Annotated in this window: 12 protein-coding genes; 11 read left to right on the top strand and 1 reads right to left on the bottom strand. The window is 64.3% G+C overall.

Annotated elements, in window-relative coordinates; genetic code table 11:
• The first annotated feature begins 84 nt into the window (after nt 1–84).
• Nucleotides 85–999 (top strand): LysR family transcriptional regulator, encoded by a 915-nt coding sequence (locus ACNFBR_RS16345; RefSeq protein WP_416735875.1) that lies wholly within the window; start codon nt 85–87, stop codon nt 997–999.
• Nucleotides 1,000–1,003: 4 nt separating this feature from the next.
• On the opposite strand, the gene ACNFBR_RS16340 is transcribed toward ACNFBR_RS16345, so the two are convergent.
• A complete protein-coding gene (locus ACNFBR_RS16340; RefSeq protein ID WP_416735874.1) occupies nt 1,004–1,888 on the bottom strand; it encodes a LysR substrate-binding domain-containing protein in 885 nt (294 codons plus the stop codon).
• Nucleotides 1,889–1,983: 95 nt separating this feature from the next.
• Here ACNFBR_RS16340 and ACNFBR_RS16335 point away from each other — a divergent pair, with 95 nt between their 5' ends.
• From ACNFBR_RS16335 to ACNFBR_RS16290, 10 genes are all read left to right on the top strand, one after another.
• Nucleotides 1,984–3,426 (top strand): aldehyde dehydrogenase family protein, encoded by a 1,443-nt coding sequence (locus ACNFBR_RS16335; RefSeq protein WP_416735873.1) that lies wholly within the window; start codon nt 1,984–1,986, stop codon nt 3,424–3,426.
• Nucleotides 3,427–3,439: 13 nt separating this feature from the next.
• Nucleotides 3,440–4,426: a dipeptidase gene (locus tag ACNFBR_RS16330; RefSeq protein WP_416735872.1), complete on the top strand. Its 987-nt coding sequence runs from the start codon at nt 3,440–3,442 to the stop codon at nt 4,424–4,426.
• A gap of 54 nt (nt 4,427–4,480) precedes the next feature.
• Complete coding sequence (locus ACNFBR_RS16325) at nt 4,481–6,031, top strand: BCCT family transporter (RefSeq protein ID WP_416735871.1); 1,551 nt, start codon at nt 4,481–4,483, stop codon at nt 6,029–6,031.
• A 26-nt stretch (nt 6,032–6,057) separates the two neighbouring features.
• Nucleotides 6,058–7,752 carry a hypothetical protein gene (locus ACNFBR_RS16320; RefSeq protein ID WP_416735870.1) on the top strand — a complete coding sequence of 565 codons (1,695 nt, stop codon included), beginning with the start codon at nt 6,058–6,060 and terminating at the stop codon, nt 7,750–7,752.
• A 2-nt stretch (nt 7,753–7,754) separates the two neighbouring features.
• Nucleotides 7,755–8,450, top strand: a complete 696-nt coding sequence (locus ACNFBR_RS16315) for a DUF3726 domain-containing protein (RefSeq protein WP_416735869.1) — start codon at nt 7,755–7,757, stop codon at nt 8,448–8,450.
• A 28-nt stretch (nt 8,451–8,478) separates the two neighbouring features.
• Complete coding sequence (locus tag ACNFBR_RS16310; RefSeq protein WP_416735868.1) at nt 8,479–8,850, top strand: RidA family protein; 372 nt, start codon at nt 8,479–8,481, stop codon at nt 8,848–8,850.
• Between the two features lie 612 nt (nt 8,851–9,462).
• Nucleotides 9,463–10,872, top strand: coding sequence for a circularly permuted type 2 ATP-grasp protein (locus ACNFBR_RS16305; protein WP_416735867.1), 1,410 nt, complete (start codon nt 9,463–9,465; stop codon nt 10,870–10,872).
• Between the two features lie 3 nt (nt 10,873–10,875).
• Nucleotides 10,876–11,826: an alpha-E domain-containing protein gene (locus ACNFBR_RS16300; protein ID WP_416735866.1), complete on the top strand. Its 951-nt coding sequence runs from the start codon at nt 10,876–10,878 to the stop codon at nt 11,824–11,826.
• Nucleotides 11,823–12,602, top strand: a complete 780-nt coding sequence (locus ACNFBR_RS16295; RefSeq protein ID WP_416735865.1) for a transglutaminase family protein — start codon at nt 11,823–11,825, stop codon at nt 12,600–12,602. Before ACNFBR_RS16300 ends, ACNFBR_RS16295 begins: the two co-directional genes overlap by 4 nt.
• A gap of 73 nt (nt 12,603–12,675) precedes the next feature.
• Nucleotides 12,676–13,398 carry a peptidase gene (locus tag ACNFBR_RS16290; protein WP_416735864.1) on the top strand — a complete coding sequence of 241 codons (723 nt, stop codon included), beginning with the start codon at nt 12,676–12,678 and terminating at the stop codon, nt 13,396–13,398.
• Nucleotides 13,399–13,468: the final 70 nt, after the last annotated feature.

The raw sequence follows: 13,468 nt of genomic DNA, 5'->3' as shown, positions 1-13,468 counted from the left end.
ACTCATGTTTAGCTTGCGCGACAAGAACAATACACGGGCGCTCATATCAGCACTGGCGATGTGAGGCTCGGCCGGGAGGCTACGGTGATACAGCTCCACGATGTCGACCTGAAGCTGCTCAGGGTATTCACCACTATCGTCCGGTGCGGCGGTTTTTCCGCGGCGCAAGCAGCGCTCAATGCCGGCCAATCGACCATCAGCGAACAGATGTCGCACCTGGAAACCCGCCTGGGGGTCAAGCTGTGCCAGCGCGGGCGAAGCGGCTTTCGCCTGACCGAGCAAGGGGTGGCGATCCATGAAGCGACCCTGCGCCTGCTCAGCGCCGTGGAGAGCTTTTGCCTGGACGCCGACGTGCTCAAGCAGCACATCAGCGGCAAGCTCAACCTGGGCATCATCGACTCCACCCTGACCGACCCCGTCTCGCCGCTGCCGCGCACCACCCAACGCTTCGTTTCACGCGGGCATGATGCCCCCCTGCACATCTACATCGGCGCCCCGGCGGAGCTCGAAGAACGCGTGCTGGACGGCAGGCTGCACCTGGCCATCGGCCACTTTCCCTTGCGGGTTGCCGGGCTGTCCTACCTACCACTGTATGACGAGGCGCTTGGCCTGTACTGCGGCCGGCGCCACCCACTGTTCGCCAGCAACGCGGGCAACGGCCGGTTGATGGAAGACGTGCGCCAGAGCCGTATCGTGGTGCGCGGCTACATGCAGCAGTACGACCTGGAGCAGTTGGGCATCAGCAAGGCCGATGCGACGGTGGAGAACATCGAGGCGGCGGCGATCCTGATCATTTCCGGGGCGTATATCGGCTTTTTGCCCGTGCACTTTGCCGAGCAATGGGTCAAGACCGGCGAAATGCGCCGCCTGGGGGCCAGCACGCTGGACCTTAGCTCACCCTTCGAGGTGGTGACCCGGCGCGGCGTGTCGCGGCCGCCCATCCTGCAGGCCTTCCTCGAAGACCTGGCGGCCTGCACCAGCCAGCCCGGTGCGCCATGATCAGTCAAGCCTTCGCCAACTGCACGCGAAGAAACGCCATCAACGCCCCCGCCGCAGGTGACAAGCTGCGGCCCCTGCGGGTCAGCATGCCGATATGCCGCTCTACCTTGGGCTCCACCAGCGGCACGAAAGCCAGCTTGTCGTTCTCCTGCGGAAAGGCCAGGTAAGGCAAGGTGCTGATCCCCACGCCCTCCTCCAGCATGGCGATCAATGAAATCATGTTGGATACGAACAGCCGGCTGTGCGCCAGCAAACCTTCGGCCTCGGTGCCGGCAAGCAACTGCGAGGTGCCGTTGCGAACCATCGGCACGCCCTGCAACTGCGCCCAGTGCAAGGCTTTACCTGCCAGGGCCAGAGGGTGGTCGCTACGGCACACCACGCCCACCTGATCGTTGACGATCGGGTCGAAATCGAGCTGGTCATCCTCCACCCACAGGCTGCTGATGCCGAAATCCACTTGCCCCTGGGTCAGCAGCTGCTGCACGCGCTCGGCAGTACCGTCCTGGATGCTCACCTGCACGTTCGGGTGCGCCGCCACAAAGCGGGCCAGCGGCCCCGGCAGCATGCGGCTGGCCACGGACGGCACGGTGGCGATGCTGACCTGGCCGATTTCATGACGCGCCAGCAGCGTGGCTTCACGGGCGATTCGGTCATGGTGCTCGATCAAGCCGCGAAACAACGGCAGGCAGTGCTCGCCGAATGGCGTCAGCTCTACCCGGCCACCGCCCTTCTCCACCAGCGCCTGGCCCAGCTTCTGCTCCAACTCACGCACCGCCAGGGAAATCGCCGGCTGGGTGCGAAAGGCCTGGCGAGCGGCCGCGTGAAAGCTCTTGAGTTCAGCGACCAGCACAAAGTAGCGCAACTGGGCGATCTTCAGCTCGGGCAACATGGTTAGCATTCCTTATCAAAGCATTTTTTTTATTAATTTTTATTTGCTGCATATTGCTCGCATGATGATTGCCATGCAAACAGAGGCGTTCATCCATGTCACACAAGACCTACAACAACTACATTGATGGCCAGTGGTGCGAAGGCCACGCCACCTTGGGCAACTACAGCCCTTCGGACACCACCGACCTAATCGGCGAGTACCATCAGGCCAGTGCCGAACAGGCCCGCCAGGCCATTCAGGCCGCACGCGCCGCACAACCCCTGTGGGCCGCCAGCGGCTTGGAATACCGCCAGCAAGTGCTGATGGCCATTGGCGACGAACTGATCGCCCGCAAGGAAGAACTTGGCGCGCTGCTTGCGCGAGAGGAAGGCAAGCCCCTGGCCGAAGGCATTGGCGAGGTCAACCGCAGCGGTCAGTTCTTCCACTACTACGCCGCCGAAGTGCTGCGCCAGATGGGCGAGACGGCTGCCTCGGTGCGCCCTGGGGTGGACATTGAAGTGCATCGCGAACCGGTGGGCGTGGTGGGCATCATTACCCCATGGAATTTCCCCATGGCCACCGCCGCCTGGAAAATCGCCCCGGCCCTAGCCTTCGGCAACGCCGTGGTGTTCAAACCAGCCAACCTGGTGCCGGCCAGCGCCTGGGCACTCACCGAAATCATCAGTCGCCAGGGCTTGCCCAACGGCACCTTCAACCTGGTAATGGGCAGCGGCGCCGACGTCGGCGAAGCCTTGGCGCAGTCCGCCGACATCGATGCCCTGACCTTCACCGGCTCGCTGCAGACCGGCCGGCGCGTAGCGGTTGCCACCGCCGGTAACCTGGTGCGCTGCCAGCTGGAAATGGGCAGCAAGAATGCCCTGGTGGTCATGGACGACGCCGACCTCGAACTGGCCGTGGAATGCGCGCTCAACGGCGCCTTCTTTGGCACTGGCCAGAAGTGCACGGCGTCCTCGCGGCTGATCGTCTGCGACGCCATCCACGACCGATTCGTCGAGGCCCTGCGCCTGCGCATGCGCCAGCTCAAAGTCGGCCATGCCCTGGAGGCCGGCGTGCAGATCGGCCCGGTGGCCGATGCACGCCAGCTGGAACAGAACCTGGCCTACCTGCAACTGGCACAGGCCGAAGGCGCCACCCTGATCGAGGGCGGCGAACGCCTGCACCTGGACACCGATGGCTACTACATGCGCCCTGCGCTGTTCATCGACAGCCGCAACGACATGCGCATCAACCGCGAGGAAGTGTTTGGCCCCATCGCCTGCGTGATCCGCGTGCGCGACTTCGACGAGGCGCTGGCCACGCTCAACGACACCGAATACGGCCTCACCGCCGGCATCATTACCCAGTCGCTGCGCCACGCCAGCCACTTCAAGCGCCGCGCCCAGACCGGCTGCGTGATGGTCAACCTGCCCACTGCCGGCACCGATTACCACGTGCCGTTCGGCGGCCGCAAAGCCTCCAGCTTCGGCCCTCGGGAGCAGGGCCAGTACGCCCGCGACTTCTACACCGTGGTCAAGACCACCTACCTGCGGCCCTGAAGGAATACCCGCCATGCACGACCTCTTGATGATCGACGGCCTGCAGTACTCCAACTGGAGCCCGGAAATATTCCGGCAGATGCAGGCCGGTGGCCTGAGCGCGGTACACGCCACCATCGCCTACCACGAAAACGCCCGCGAAACCCTGTCGCGCCTGGGCGAATGGAACCGCCGCTTCGAGACCTGGCCCGAGCTGATCCGCCCGGTGCGCACGGCCGGCGACATCCGCCTGGCCCACGAGGAAGGCCGCGTGGGGATCTTCTTCGGCTTCCAGAACTGCTCGCCGATCGAGGACGACATTGCCCTGGTGGAAGTCTTCCGCCAGCTCGGGGTGTTCGTCATGCAACTGACCTACAACAACCAAAGCCTGCTGGCCAGCGGCTGCTATGAGCGTGAGGACAACGGCATCAGCCGCTTCGGCCGCCAGGTGATCGCCGAAATGAACCGCGTCGGCATGCTCATCGACATGTCCCATAGCGCCGAGCGCAGCACGCTGGAGGCCATCGAGCTGTCGAGCCGACCGGTGATCATCTCCCACGCCAACCCGGCCAGCTTCCACGCCGCCAAGCGCAACAAGTCCGATGCGGTGCTCCGCGGGATCGCAGCGTCCGGCGGGCTGCTGGGCTTCAGCACCTACCCGTTCCACCTCAAGGGTGCCTCGGACTGCAGCCTGGAAAGCTTCTGCGACATGGTCGCGCGCACCGCCGACCTGATGGGTGTGGAACATATCGGCATCGGCACCGACCTGTGCCAGGCGCAACCGCTGGCTGTGCTGGAGTGGATGCGCAACGGCCGCTGGAGCAAGGACAAGGACTACGGCGAAGGCTCCAAGGACAACGCCAACTGGCCGGCACCCTTGCAGTGGTTCCGCGACAGCCGCGACTTTTGCAACATCGCCCGGGGCCTGCGCGCCCGTGGCTTTGCCGAACAGGACGTGGCCAACATCATGGGGCTGAACTGGTTGCGCCTGCTGGAGACGGCCACCACGGCTCAGGCCTAGCCCCTTGCACGGACAGCATCAACAATAACAACAATCGCAGGTTCCGGAGGCTTCATGAAAAACCCAACCACCCTGCAGGCTGAAGACCAGGCCATGGGCCTGCCACTGGCACGCGACATCGACTGGCCACTGTTCCTGATCAGCGGCGGGTTCCTCGGCGCATTCCTGCTGGCGGCGCTGATCGACATCGACAGCGTGTCGGCGCTGGTCAACACCCTGTTCGCCTGGTCGACCAAGGCCTTTGGCCTCTACTGGCAAGTGCTGATGCTGGCAACCTTCGCCATCAGCCTGTGCATCGGCTTTTCCAAATGCGGGCGCGTGCGCCTGGGCGGCGTCACCCAGCGCCCGGACATCAGCACCTTCAACTGGATCGCCGTCATCATGTGCGCCCTGCTGACGGGTGGCGGTGCCTTCTGGGCCGCCGCCGAACCCTTGATGCACTTTGCCAGCCCACCCCCCTTCTTCGCCGGCCTGCAAGCGCACAGCGAAGCGGCGGCCACCGCGGCACTGGCGCAATCGTTCGTGCACTGGGGCTTTCTGGCCTGGGCCGTGCTAGGCAGCCTGCTGGCGATCGTGCTGATGCACCTGCACTACGACAAAGGCCTGCCGCTGGCGCCGCGCACCCTGCTGTACCCCCTGTTCGGCGAGCGGGCGCTCAAAGGCCCGATCGGCACCCTGGCCGATGCCAGCTCGATCATCGCCGTGGTGGCTGGCACCATCGGCCCGATCGGCTTTCTCGGCCTGCAGATCAGCAGCGCCATGCATGCGGTGTGGGGCTTGCCCAACGATATCGTCACCCAGTCGCTAACCATTGTCCTGGTCACGGCGATGTACACCGCCTCTTGCCTGGTAGGCCTCAAAGGCATCCGTTTCGTCAGCGAAATCAACGTCTGGCTGATGATCGGCCTGGCCGTGTTCATGGTGGTGTTCGGGCCGACGCTGTTCATCCTCGGCGGTTTCCCGGCGGCCTTCGCCCTGCATGTGGAACACTTCATCCCGATGACGCTATTCCGCGCCGACCCCAAGTGGCTGGACTGGTGGACAGTGTTCTACTGGGGCTGGTTCATCGGCTACGCGCCCATGGTGGCGCTGTACGTCGCGCGGATCTCGCGGGGCCGCACCATACGCGAGATCATCATGACCCTGTCGATCATCGCGCCGCTGGTGACCATGTTCTGGTTCACCGTGGTTGGCGGCACCGGTATCGGCATGGAACTGCAAACCCCAGGCATCGTCACCGCCCATGGCGCCCAGCCCGAGGACCTGCTGCTGGGCGTTACGCAGAACCTGCCACTGGGCGGCCTGATCAGTGCGCTGTTCCTGTTCCTGAGCTTCATCTCGGTGGCCACCAATGGCGATGCCATGGCCTTCACCGTTGCCCTGGCGATGTCCAGCAACGATAAACCAAAGAAATGGTTGTGCGGTTTCTGGGCCATCGGCATGGGCCTGGCGGCGGTGGTGCTGATCACCATTGGCGCAGGCGGCGTGACGGCCCTGCAGTCCTTCATTGTCATCACCGCGGTGCCCGTGTCGCTGGTGATCCTGCCAGCGTTGTGGGATGCCGTACGCATCGCCCGGCACATGGCCCGTGAACAAGGCGTCTGAACATGATCCATCCAGGTACAACAACAATGCCCAACAGCGTGCCTGCAACACCCGCGTTGCGCCCTGCCAGCCAGGTCATGGACCTGGCCCGGCTGGGCAGCCACTTCCAGAGCCCGCTCAGCTTCGTGCGCAGCAGCATGCGGCGGATGATGCTGCAGCACTGGCAGATACGACGCAGCCGTTTCGACCTCGACGCCCAAGGCTTCGGCACCGCGATCTACCGCATCGACACGCCGCATGGCCATTACCACTGCGTGATCTTCTCGGCCTACCTGCCGCCGGAGAAGCGCAGCGACCGAGTCATCGCCGACCAATGGGACGTCAGCTTCGTACTGGTCAATGGCGATGTCGATGCGCTGCAACTGGCCGACCTGCAGCGCAATGTGCCGCTGCAGGAAGCTGGCCGCTTCGATGCCCGCGTGCTGGTGCTGTCGCGGGCCAACCGTAGCTTGCGCAATTTCGACCGGTTTCTGGCGGCGCTGGCGGAGGGTCGCCAGCCTGATCCACAGCAACTGGCCGAGGTCGGCTACCTGTATCGCACCACCGCGGTTTACGGCAACGGCAAGTTCGGCATTGCCGACTTCGGCTGCCTGCAAGACAACCCTGACTTCAACCAGCCGTTCGCCGCGCAAATGTTCACGGTCTACCTGCTGCGCCACTTCAGCATCGAGCAGATCAACCACATGGCCCAGGCGCTCGACCCGCAGCAGGCAGTGCCGCTGGCCCCGGCCCTGCAACGCTACCTGGGGGTCGGCAACGCGACCGGGCTGGGGATGGCCCCGTTCCTGATCAACCACCCTCAACTGGTAGAGCGCTGGCTCCGTACGCGGGAAACCGCCCTGGCCCTGGTGTTGGCGCAGCCGGCACAACCTGACCGGCTGGCGCGCCTGCAACAACTACTGGCACGCGCCTGCCTGCACCTGAGCCAGTCCCAGACCGAAGACCAGCGCCAGCACGAGCAGAACCGGCAAACCTTGGCCGAGCTTGCTTTATTGGCCACTTGGCTCGGCGCGCAAACCGTCGGCACAAACCTTTGGCCACAGCTGCTGGCCTGGGCGCAGGCACACACCGGGGTGGGCTGCCAGGAGCTGCTGGCCAGCCTGCTGCTGGAGCTGTACCCCGAGCAGGTCAACCCACTGGCCGAGCACATGGGCGTCAATGAAAGCTGGCAGCTGGACGCCCAGATGCCACTTGGGCAATTGCGCCAGCTCATCGAACAGCACTACGGCTGGGCGCTGGGCTACGACTTCAGCGCCGTGGATGCCGAGCACTTCTTCTGGTACCGCTCGGCCGAAAAGGAGGAGCCGCGCCTGGGCATGCGCGCCGAGGAGCCCGGGGCGGAAAAAGAAATGCAGCTGGGCATCGCCCGCAACCTCCAGCAGTGCCACGCCGCCGTGCTCCAGCACCTGCAGCTACAGCCCCAGGCGTTGACTGCGCACTTCCTGATCGCCCAGCCCGCGTTCAAAGGCACGGTGCGCCGCCTGCAAGCCATGGCCAAGACAACCTACGGTGAAATACGCGCCAATCTGCTGGCGCGGGACATGCTGCCGATTCACCTGCTGCGCTGCAAGCTGGCGTTTTTCGGCGCTGGCAAGTTCGACCCCAAGTCGAGCCGCTGGGTGCGTATCACGCTGTTCCAGGGCGCACCGCTGGTCAGCGACATCGGCCAGCCGTTCGCCGACGACTGGAATTTCGCGGTCATGCCGCAAGGGGAGCTTTGACCATGCGCGTATCGCTCAACGAAATACAGGTCATGTGCCGCAAGGCTTTCGAAGGCATGGGCTTTGCCATCGGTGACTGCGAGGATGCCGCCGAACTGGTGGGCTGGTTGCAACTGCAAGGCCTCGATGGCGTCGGTACGCTGGAAAAGGCCCTGCTCTATCTGCAAGCCGAAGCTGCGCAGCCGTATACCCTGTGCCATGAGGAAAGTGCCCTGCTGGTGATCGATGCCAAGGGCCAGAGCGTGTTGCGCTGCGCCGCCACGGTGGTGGAACTGGCGGTAGCCAAGGCCATGCGCCGTGGCCAGGCAGAGCTGCGCATCCAGCACTGTCACAACCGCTTGCTGTTGCTGGGCTACCTGAGCCGGGCCGCGGTGCAGGGGCTGCACGTGCAAGCCCGCTGGGCGGACGCCCGCCAATGCCACCTGGCCGACTTCACCGCCGGCATGCAGTGCCCGGAACTGCGCAGTGAGGCCCAGCTCGGCGGCGTTGACGCGGCCGAGCAAAGCGTCACGGTGCTGTTCAGCCGCCCGGGCCAGACCGTTGCCGCGATAGCCAGCCCGCAGCGCACACTGCAGCAGGGTTTTACCGTCAACGAACACACCTGGCAGCGGCTCAAGCAGTTGGCCGAGCACATCCTCGTCGAAAGCAGTGATGCCTCACGCCGGCATGGCGCAGGCGGTGGCAACGATGCCGACTGAAACCTCTCAACACCCAGGAAGCCAACCTATGAAGCATGCAATAAAGACCGAGCTGTTCGCCTCCAGGGCGCCGCTGGAATGGGCGGTGGTCGGCAACGGTACGCTCTACACCGCGCAGATCCCCATCGATGCACAGGGCCAGGTGGTTGCCGGAGGGATCGAGGCTCAGGCCCGCCAGACACTTGACAACCTGCGCCACACCCTGGAAGCCGCCGGCAGCTCGCTGGATGCCGTGACCCAGGTGCTGATCTACGTGACCGACCGGCAATACCTGGCCACCGTCAACAGCCTGTATGCCGATTACTTCCGGGCCCCTTACCCTAACCGCGCGGCGATCGTGGTGGCGGGGTTGGCCCGCGAGGAGATGCTGGTGGAACTGGTGGTTTACGCCTGCCTTTGAGGGCCGCGGCGTTCGCCTTGAGATGTTCAGCGCGTATACGATCGAGCGCCGCCCGCGCGGCGCATCGCGAGCAAGCTCGCTCCTACATTTGTTTCGGGCCAATTATTCCTGGGGGATTTGCGCGCGAACGCCTTGGCGCATGGCTCGATATCGCGTCGTGCAAACAAGGCGGTCGCGCGCGCCTGGCACAGGCGATACTGGCCCGAAACAAATGTAGGAGCGAGCTTGCTCGCGATGCGCCGCGCGGGCGGCGCTCGATATACGCCCCCCCTTCAACCCCAAGACATGCACCTGGAAAACTTCACACCGTCTCCCGCCCACCATTGACCCGCCCCATCTTGGGTCGAAATCCCTGCCCGCTTCAAAACCGCCCTTTTTTGATGCGTCGGCCAGACAGCGCACAGCCGCTGTGCCCCCATTTTCCTCACTCCCAGAGCCGCCAAGCATTTCCGGCACTTTCATTGCAAAGGCTGTTTGTGCCCAACACACAGGCAAGCAACCGCAACCGAGGCTCACGCGAGACACAGCACCCACTTACCCCAGCAAGGCAGCACCCTGAAAAACGCAGATGAACCGCAATGAAGCTGCCGGCGACGGCGGCAAGGAGTGGGTATGTCCCGGGCTTTTTTCAATGAAATGTACGAAGCGAACGGCAATTGCCGCCCGCATTACCAGGAGTTCGCCCGCTGGCTGGCCAACACCCCGCTGGAACTGCTGGAGCAGCGACGACGCGAGGCCGACCTGCTGTTTCACCGGGCCGGCATCACCTTCACCTTGTACGGCGACAAGCAGGACACCGAGCGCCTGATCCCCTTCGACATCATCCCGCGCAGCATCCGCGCCAGCGAGTGGCGCACGGTCGAGCGTGGCTGTATCCAGCGGGTCCAGGCGCTGAACCTGTTCCTGCAGGATATCTACCACGACCAGCGCATCCTCAAGGCCGGTATCATCCCGCCAGAACAAGTTCTGGCCAACGAAGGCTACCAGATCGCCATGCAGGGCCTGGACTTGCACCGTGGGCTGTATGCCCATATCGCCGGTGTCGACCTGGTGCGTGACGGCGATGGCAGCTATTTCGTGCTGGAAGACAACCTGCGCACCCCCAGCGGCGTCAGCTACATGCTCGAAGACCGCAAGATGATGATGCGCCTGTTCCCCGAACTGTTCGCCGCCCAGCGGATCGCGCCCATCGACCACTACCCCAACCTGCTGCTGGACACGCTCAAGAGCGCCAGCCCGCTGGACAACCCCACTGCCGTGTTGCTCACCCCTGGCCGTTTCAACAGCGCCTACTTCGAGCATGCCTTCCTGGCCCGGGAAATGGGCATCGAGCTGGTCGAAGGCGCCGACCTGTTCGTGCGTGACGAGCATGTCTACATGCGCACCACGGCCGGCCCTCAGCAAGTGGACGTGATCTACCGGCGCCTGGACGACGACTACCTCGACCCGCTGTCTTTCAACCCGGAATCGACACTGGGCGTACCCGGGCTGATCTCGGTGTACCGCGCCGGCAATGTGGTACTGGCCAACGCCGTCGGCACGGGCGTGGCCGACGACAAGTCGATCTACCCGTATGTCGACGACATGATCCGCTTCTACCTGAGCGAAGCGCCGATCCTCAACAACGTACCGACCTGGCAGTGCCGCAAGCCTGCGGACCTGTCCCATGTGCTGGCCCACCTGCCCGAACTGGTGGTCAAGGAAACCCAAGGCTCCGGCGGCTATGGCATGTTGGTCGGGCCGGCTTCGACTGCCGCCCAGATCGAGGACTTCCGTGCCCGCATCAAGGCGCGCCCGCATGCCTATATCGCCCAACCCACCTTGTGCCTGTCGACCTGCCCAACCTTCGTCGACAACGGCATCGCGCCGCGCCATATCGATCTGCGCCCATTCGTGCTATCGGGCAGCGAAACGCGCCTGGTGCCCGGCGGCCTGACCCGCGTGGCGCTGACAGAGGGCTCGCTGGTGGTCAATTCGTCGCAAGGCGGCGGTACCAAGGACACCTGGGTGGTGGAGGACTGAACCATGCTTTCGCGAACCGCTTCCGACCTGTACTGGATGTCCCGTTACCTGGAACGCGCGGAAAACCTCGCGCGCATGCTCGAGGTCAGCTACTCGCTGTCGCTCATGCCCCAGGCCGGGCGCAGCGACGGCCATGCCGAGCTGGCGATGTCACTGCTGGCCTCTGGCACGCTGGACGACTACATCCGCCGGCACACCGAGCTCGACACCGAGCGCATGCTGCACTTCTTCGCCCTCGACGCGACCAACCCCAGCAGCATCTATTGCTGCCTGCAGGCCGCCAGGACCAACGCCCATGCAGTGCGCGGGCGGATCACCGCCGACATGTGGGAGAACATCAACGCCACCTGGATCGAAATGCGCAACATCGCCAGCAATGGCCTTGGCCGCTACGGCATCAGCCAGTTCTGCGACTGGGTCAAGGAGCGCTCGCACCTGTTCCGCGGCGCAACCTCCGGCACCATCATGCGCAACGACGCCTACAGCTTCATCCGCCTGGGCACCTTCCTGGAACGGGCGGACAACACCCTGCGCCTGCTCGATGCGCGCTACGAAATGTTCGGCGAAGCCTCCGAAGAAGTCAGCGACGATTCCGCCCGTGGCTATTACCAGTGGAGCGCCTTGCTGCGCGCGCTGACCTCGTATGAAGCCTTCAACGAGCTCTATCGCGCCGCGCCCAGTGCCCGGCCAGTGTCCGAACTGCTGCTGTTGCGGGTGGACGTGCCGCGCTCGCTGCATGCCTGCATCGAGGAACTGGACCTGATCCTGGCCGGCCTGCCCGGCAGCAGCGGGCGCGCCGCCCAACGCATGGCCGCCGAACTGAACGCCCGCCTGCGCTACACCGCCATCGACGAAATCCTCGACGCCGGGCTGCACCCATGGCTGAGCGACTTCATCGGCCGCATCAACCAACTGGGCCAGGCCGTCCATCACTCCTACCTGGAGGTCGTATGAAACTGTCCATCCGCCATGACACCACCTACAGCTATGCCAGCGATGTGTGCAACAGCATTCAGTTCCTGCGCTTGACGCCGCGCAGCAGCGAACGCCAGCGCATCGATGAATGGCAACTGGAGCTGCCCTGCAAGGTCAAGGGCCAGATCGACCCCTATGGCAACATCCTGCATGTGCTGACCCTGGACAAACCCCATGGCCACCTTGTGCTGACAGCCAGTGGCCAGGTAGAAATCGACCCGGATCGCGAGCAGGAGACCGAGAGCCAGTCACCTCTGCCCTTCCTGCGTGACAGCCGGCTGACTCAGGCCGACGACACTCTCAAGGCCTTCGCCACCCGGCAGTGCGGCAAGCATCGCGACCGGGCGGCACTGACCGGGCTGATGCAGGGCCTGGCCGAGCACATGCCGTACAGCCCGGGGGCCACTTCGGTGGGCACCACCGCCATCGAAGCGTTCTACGGGGGCGCCGGGGTTTGCCAGGACCACACCCACGCCTTCCTGGCTTGCGCACGCAGCCTGGGGGTGCCGGCGCGCTACGTTTCCGGTTACCTGTGCACCGAGGACGAGCAACACCTGGCCAGCCACGCCTGGGCCGAAGCCTGGATCGACGACGCCTGGTACAGCTTCGACATCACCAACCGCCTGACCCGCCCAGAGCGCCACCTGAAGCTGGCAGTAGGCCTGGACTACCTCGATGCCTGCCCGGTCAGGGGCGTGCGCCGTGGCGGCGGCGTCGAATCGATGCAGGCCAGTGTGCACGTGCATCGCCAGTGACAGGTTTGCCGCAGGCCGGCCTTGCCGCGCGGTTGCGGCAAGGCCACTCCATACGTAATACAAGGGAAACCGCATGACTTACTGCGTCGCCATGCACCTGGAGGACGGGCTTGTCTTCATCAGCGACTCACGCACCAATGCCGGCATCGACCAGATCTCCACCTTTGCCAAGCTGTTCGTCTTCCGCGTGCCGGGCGAGCGGTTGATCGTGCTGCAGACCGCCGGCAACCTGGCGACCTCGCAGTCGGTGGTCAACCTGCTGCGCCAGCGCACCCAGGGCAGCGGCCCTCACCTGCACAACGTTGCCACCCTCTACGATGCGACGGTGCTGGTCGCCGACACCCTGCGCGAGGTGGTCTGCCGTGACCGCAGCAAGCTTACCGCCGGCATCGACCTGAGCAGCTCATTCATTGTCGGCGGCCAGATAGCCGGCGGCCCCATGGCCATCTACAACGTCTACGCACAAGGCAATTTCTTCCAGGCCACGGCGGACACCCCGTTCTTGCAACTGGGTGAAAGCAAGTACGGCAGGCCAATACTCGACCGCAACCTGGATTACCGCACGCCGCTCGATGAAGCGTTGCGCTGCGGCCTGATTTCGTTCGACTCCACCATCCGCAGTAACCTGTCGGTGGGCATGCCGCTGGACTTGCTGGTGTACCGCAAGAACAGCCTGGAAAGCATCACATGCAGACGCATCACCAGCGACGATGCCTATTACCAGCAGATTCGCAGGCAGTGGAGCGACGGCTTGAAGGCCCTCTTGGCTGAACTGCCGGCGCCGCCTTATGGCTGAATGCGCTGTTCTGAATCTCGACTGCCTGTAGCGGCCCCTTCGCGGGCTTGCCCGCGAAGAGGCCAGTACA

The sequence above is a fragment of the Pseudomonas sp. NY11955 genome (assembly GCF_048068035.1).
GTDB lineage: Bacteria > Pseudomonadota > Gammaproteobacteria > Pseudomonadales > Pseudomonadaceae > Aquipseudomonas.
This window is presented reverse-complemented; position numbering and strand designations above follow the sequence as displayed.

Excerpts from the sequence above, each read along its gene's own strand:
- ACNFBR_RS16325 (WP_416735871.1), top strand. The coding sequence starts at position 4,481 with ATGAAAAACCCAACCACCCTGCAGGCTGAAGACCAGGCCATGGGCCTG.
- ACNFBR_RS16340 (WP_416735874.1), bottom strand. The coding sequence starts at position 1,888 with ATGTTGCCCGAGCTGAAGATCGCCCAGTTGCGCTACTTTGTGCTGGTC.
- ACNFBR_RS16320 (WP_416735870.1), top strand. The coding sequence starts at position 6,058 with ATGCCCAACAGCGTGCCTGCAACACCCGCGTTGCGCCCTGCCAGCCAG.
- ACNFBR_RS16335 (WP_416735873.1), top strand. The coding sequence starts at position 1,984 with ATGTCACACAAGACCTACAACAACTACATTGATGGCCAGTGGTGCGAA.
- ACNFBR_RS16315 (WP_416735869.1), top strand. The coding sequence starts at position 7,755 with ATGCGCGTATCGCTCAACGAAATACAGGTCATGTGCCGCAAGGCTTTC.
- ACNFBR_RS16300 (WP_416735866.1), top strand. The coding sequence starts at position 10,876 with ATGCTTTCGCGAACCGCTTCCGACCTGTACTGGATGTCCCGTTACCTG.
- ACNFBR_RS16290 (WP_416735864.1), top strand. The coding sequence starts at position 12,676 with ATGACTTACTGCGTCGCCATGCACCTGGAGGACGGGCTTGTCTTCATC.
- ACNFBR_RS16310 (WP_416735868.1), top strand. The coding sequence starts at position 8,479 with ATGAAGCATGCAATAAAGACCGAGCTGTTCGCCTCCAGGGCGCCGCTG.
- ACNFBR_RS16330 (WP_416735872.1), top strand. The coding sequence starts at position 3,440 with ATGCACGACCTCTTGATGATCGACGGCCTGCAGTACTCCAACTGGAGC.
- ACNFBR_RS16305 (WP_416735867.1), top strand. The coding sequence starts at position 9,463 with ATGTCCCGGGCTTTTTTCAATGAAATGTACGAAGCGAACGGCAATTGC.
- ACNFBR_RS16295 (WP_416735865.1), top strand. The coding sequence starts at position 11,823 with ATGAAACTGTCCATCCGCCATGACACCACCTACAGCTATGCCAGCGAT.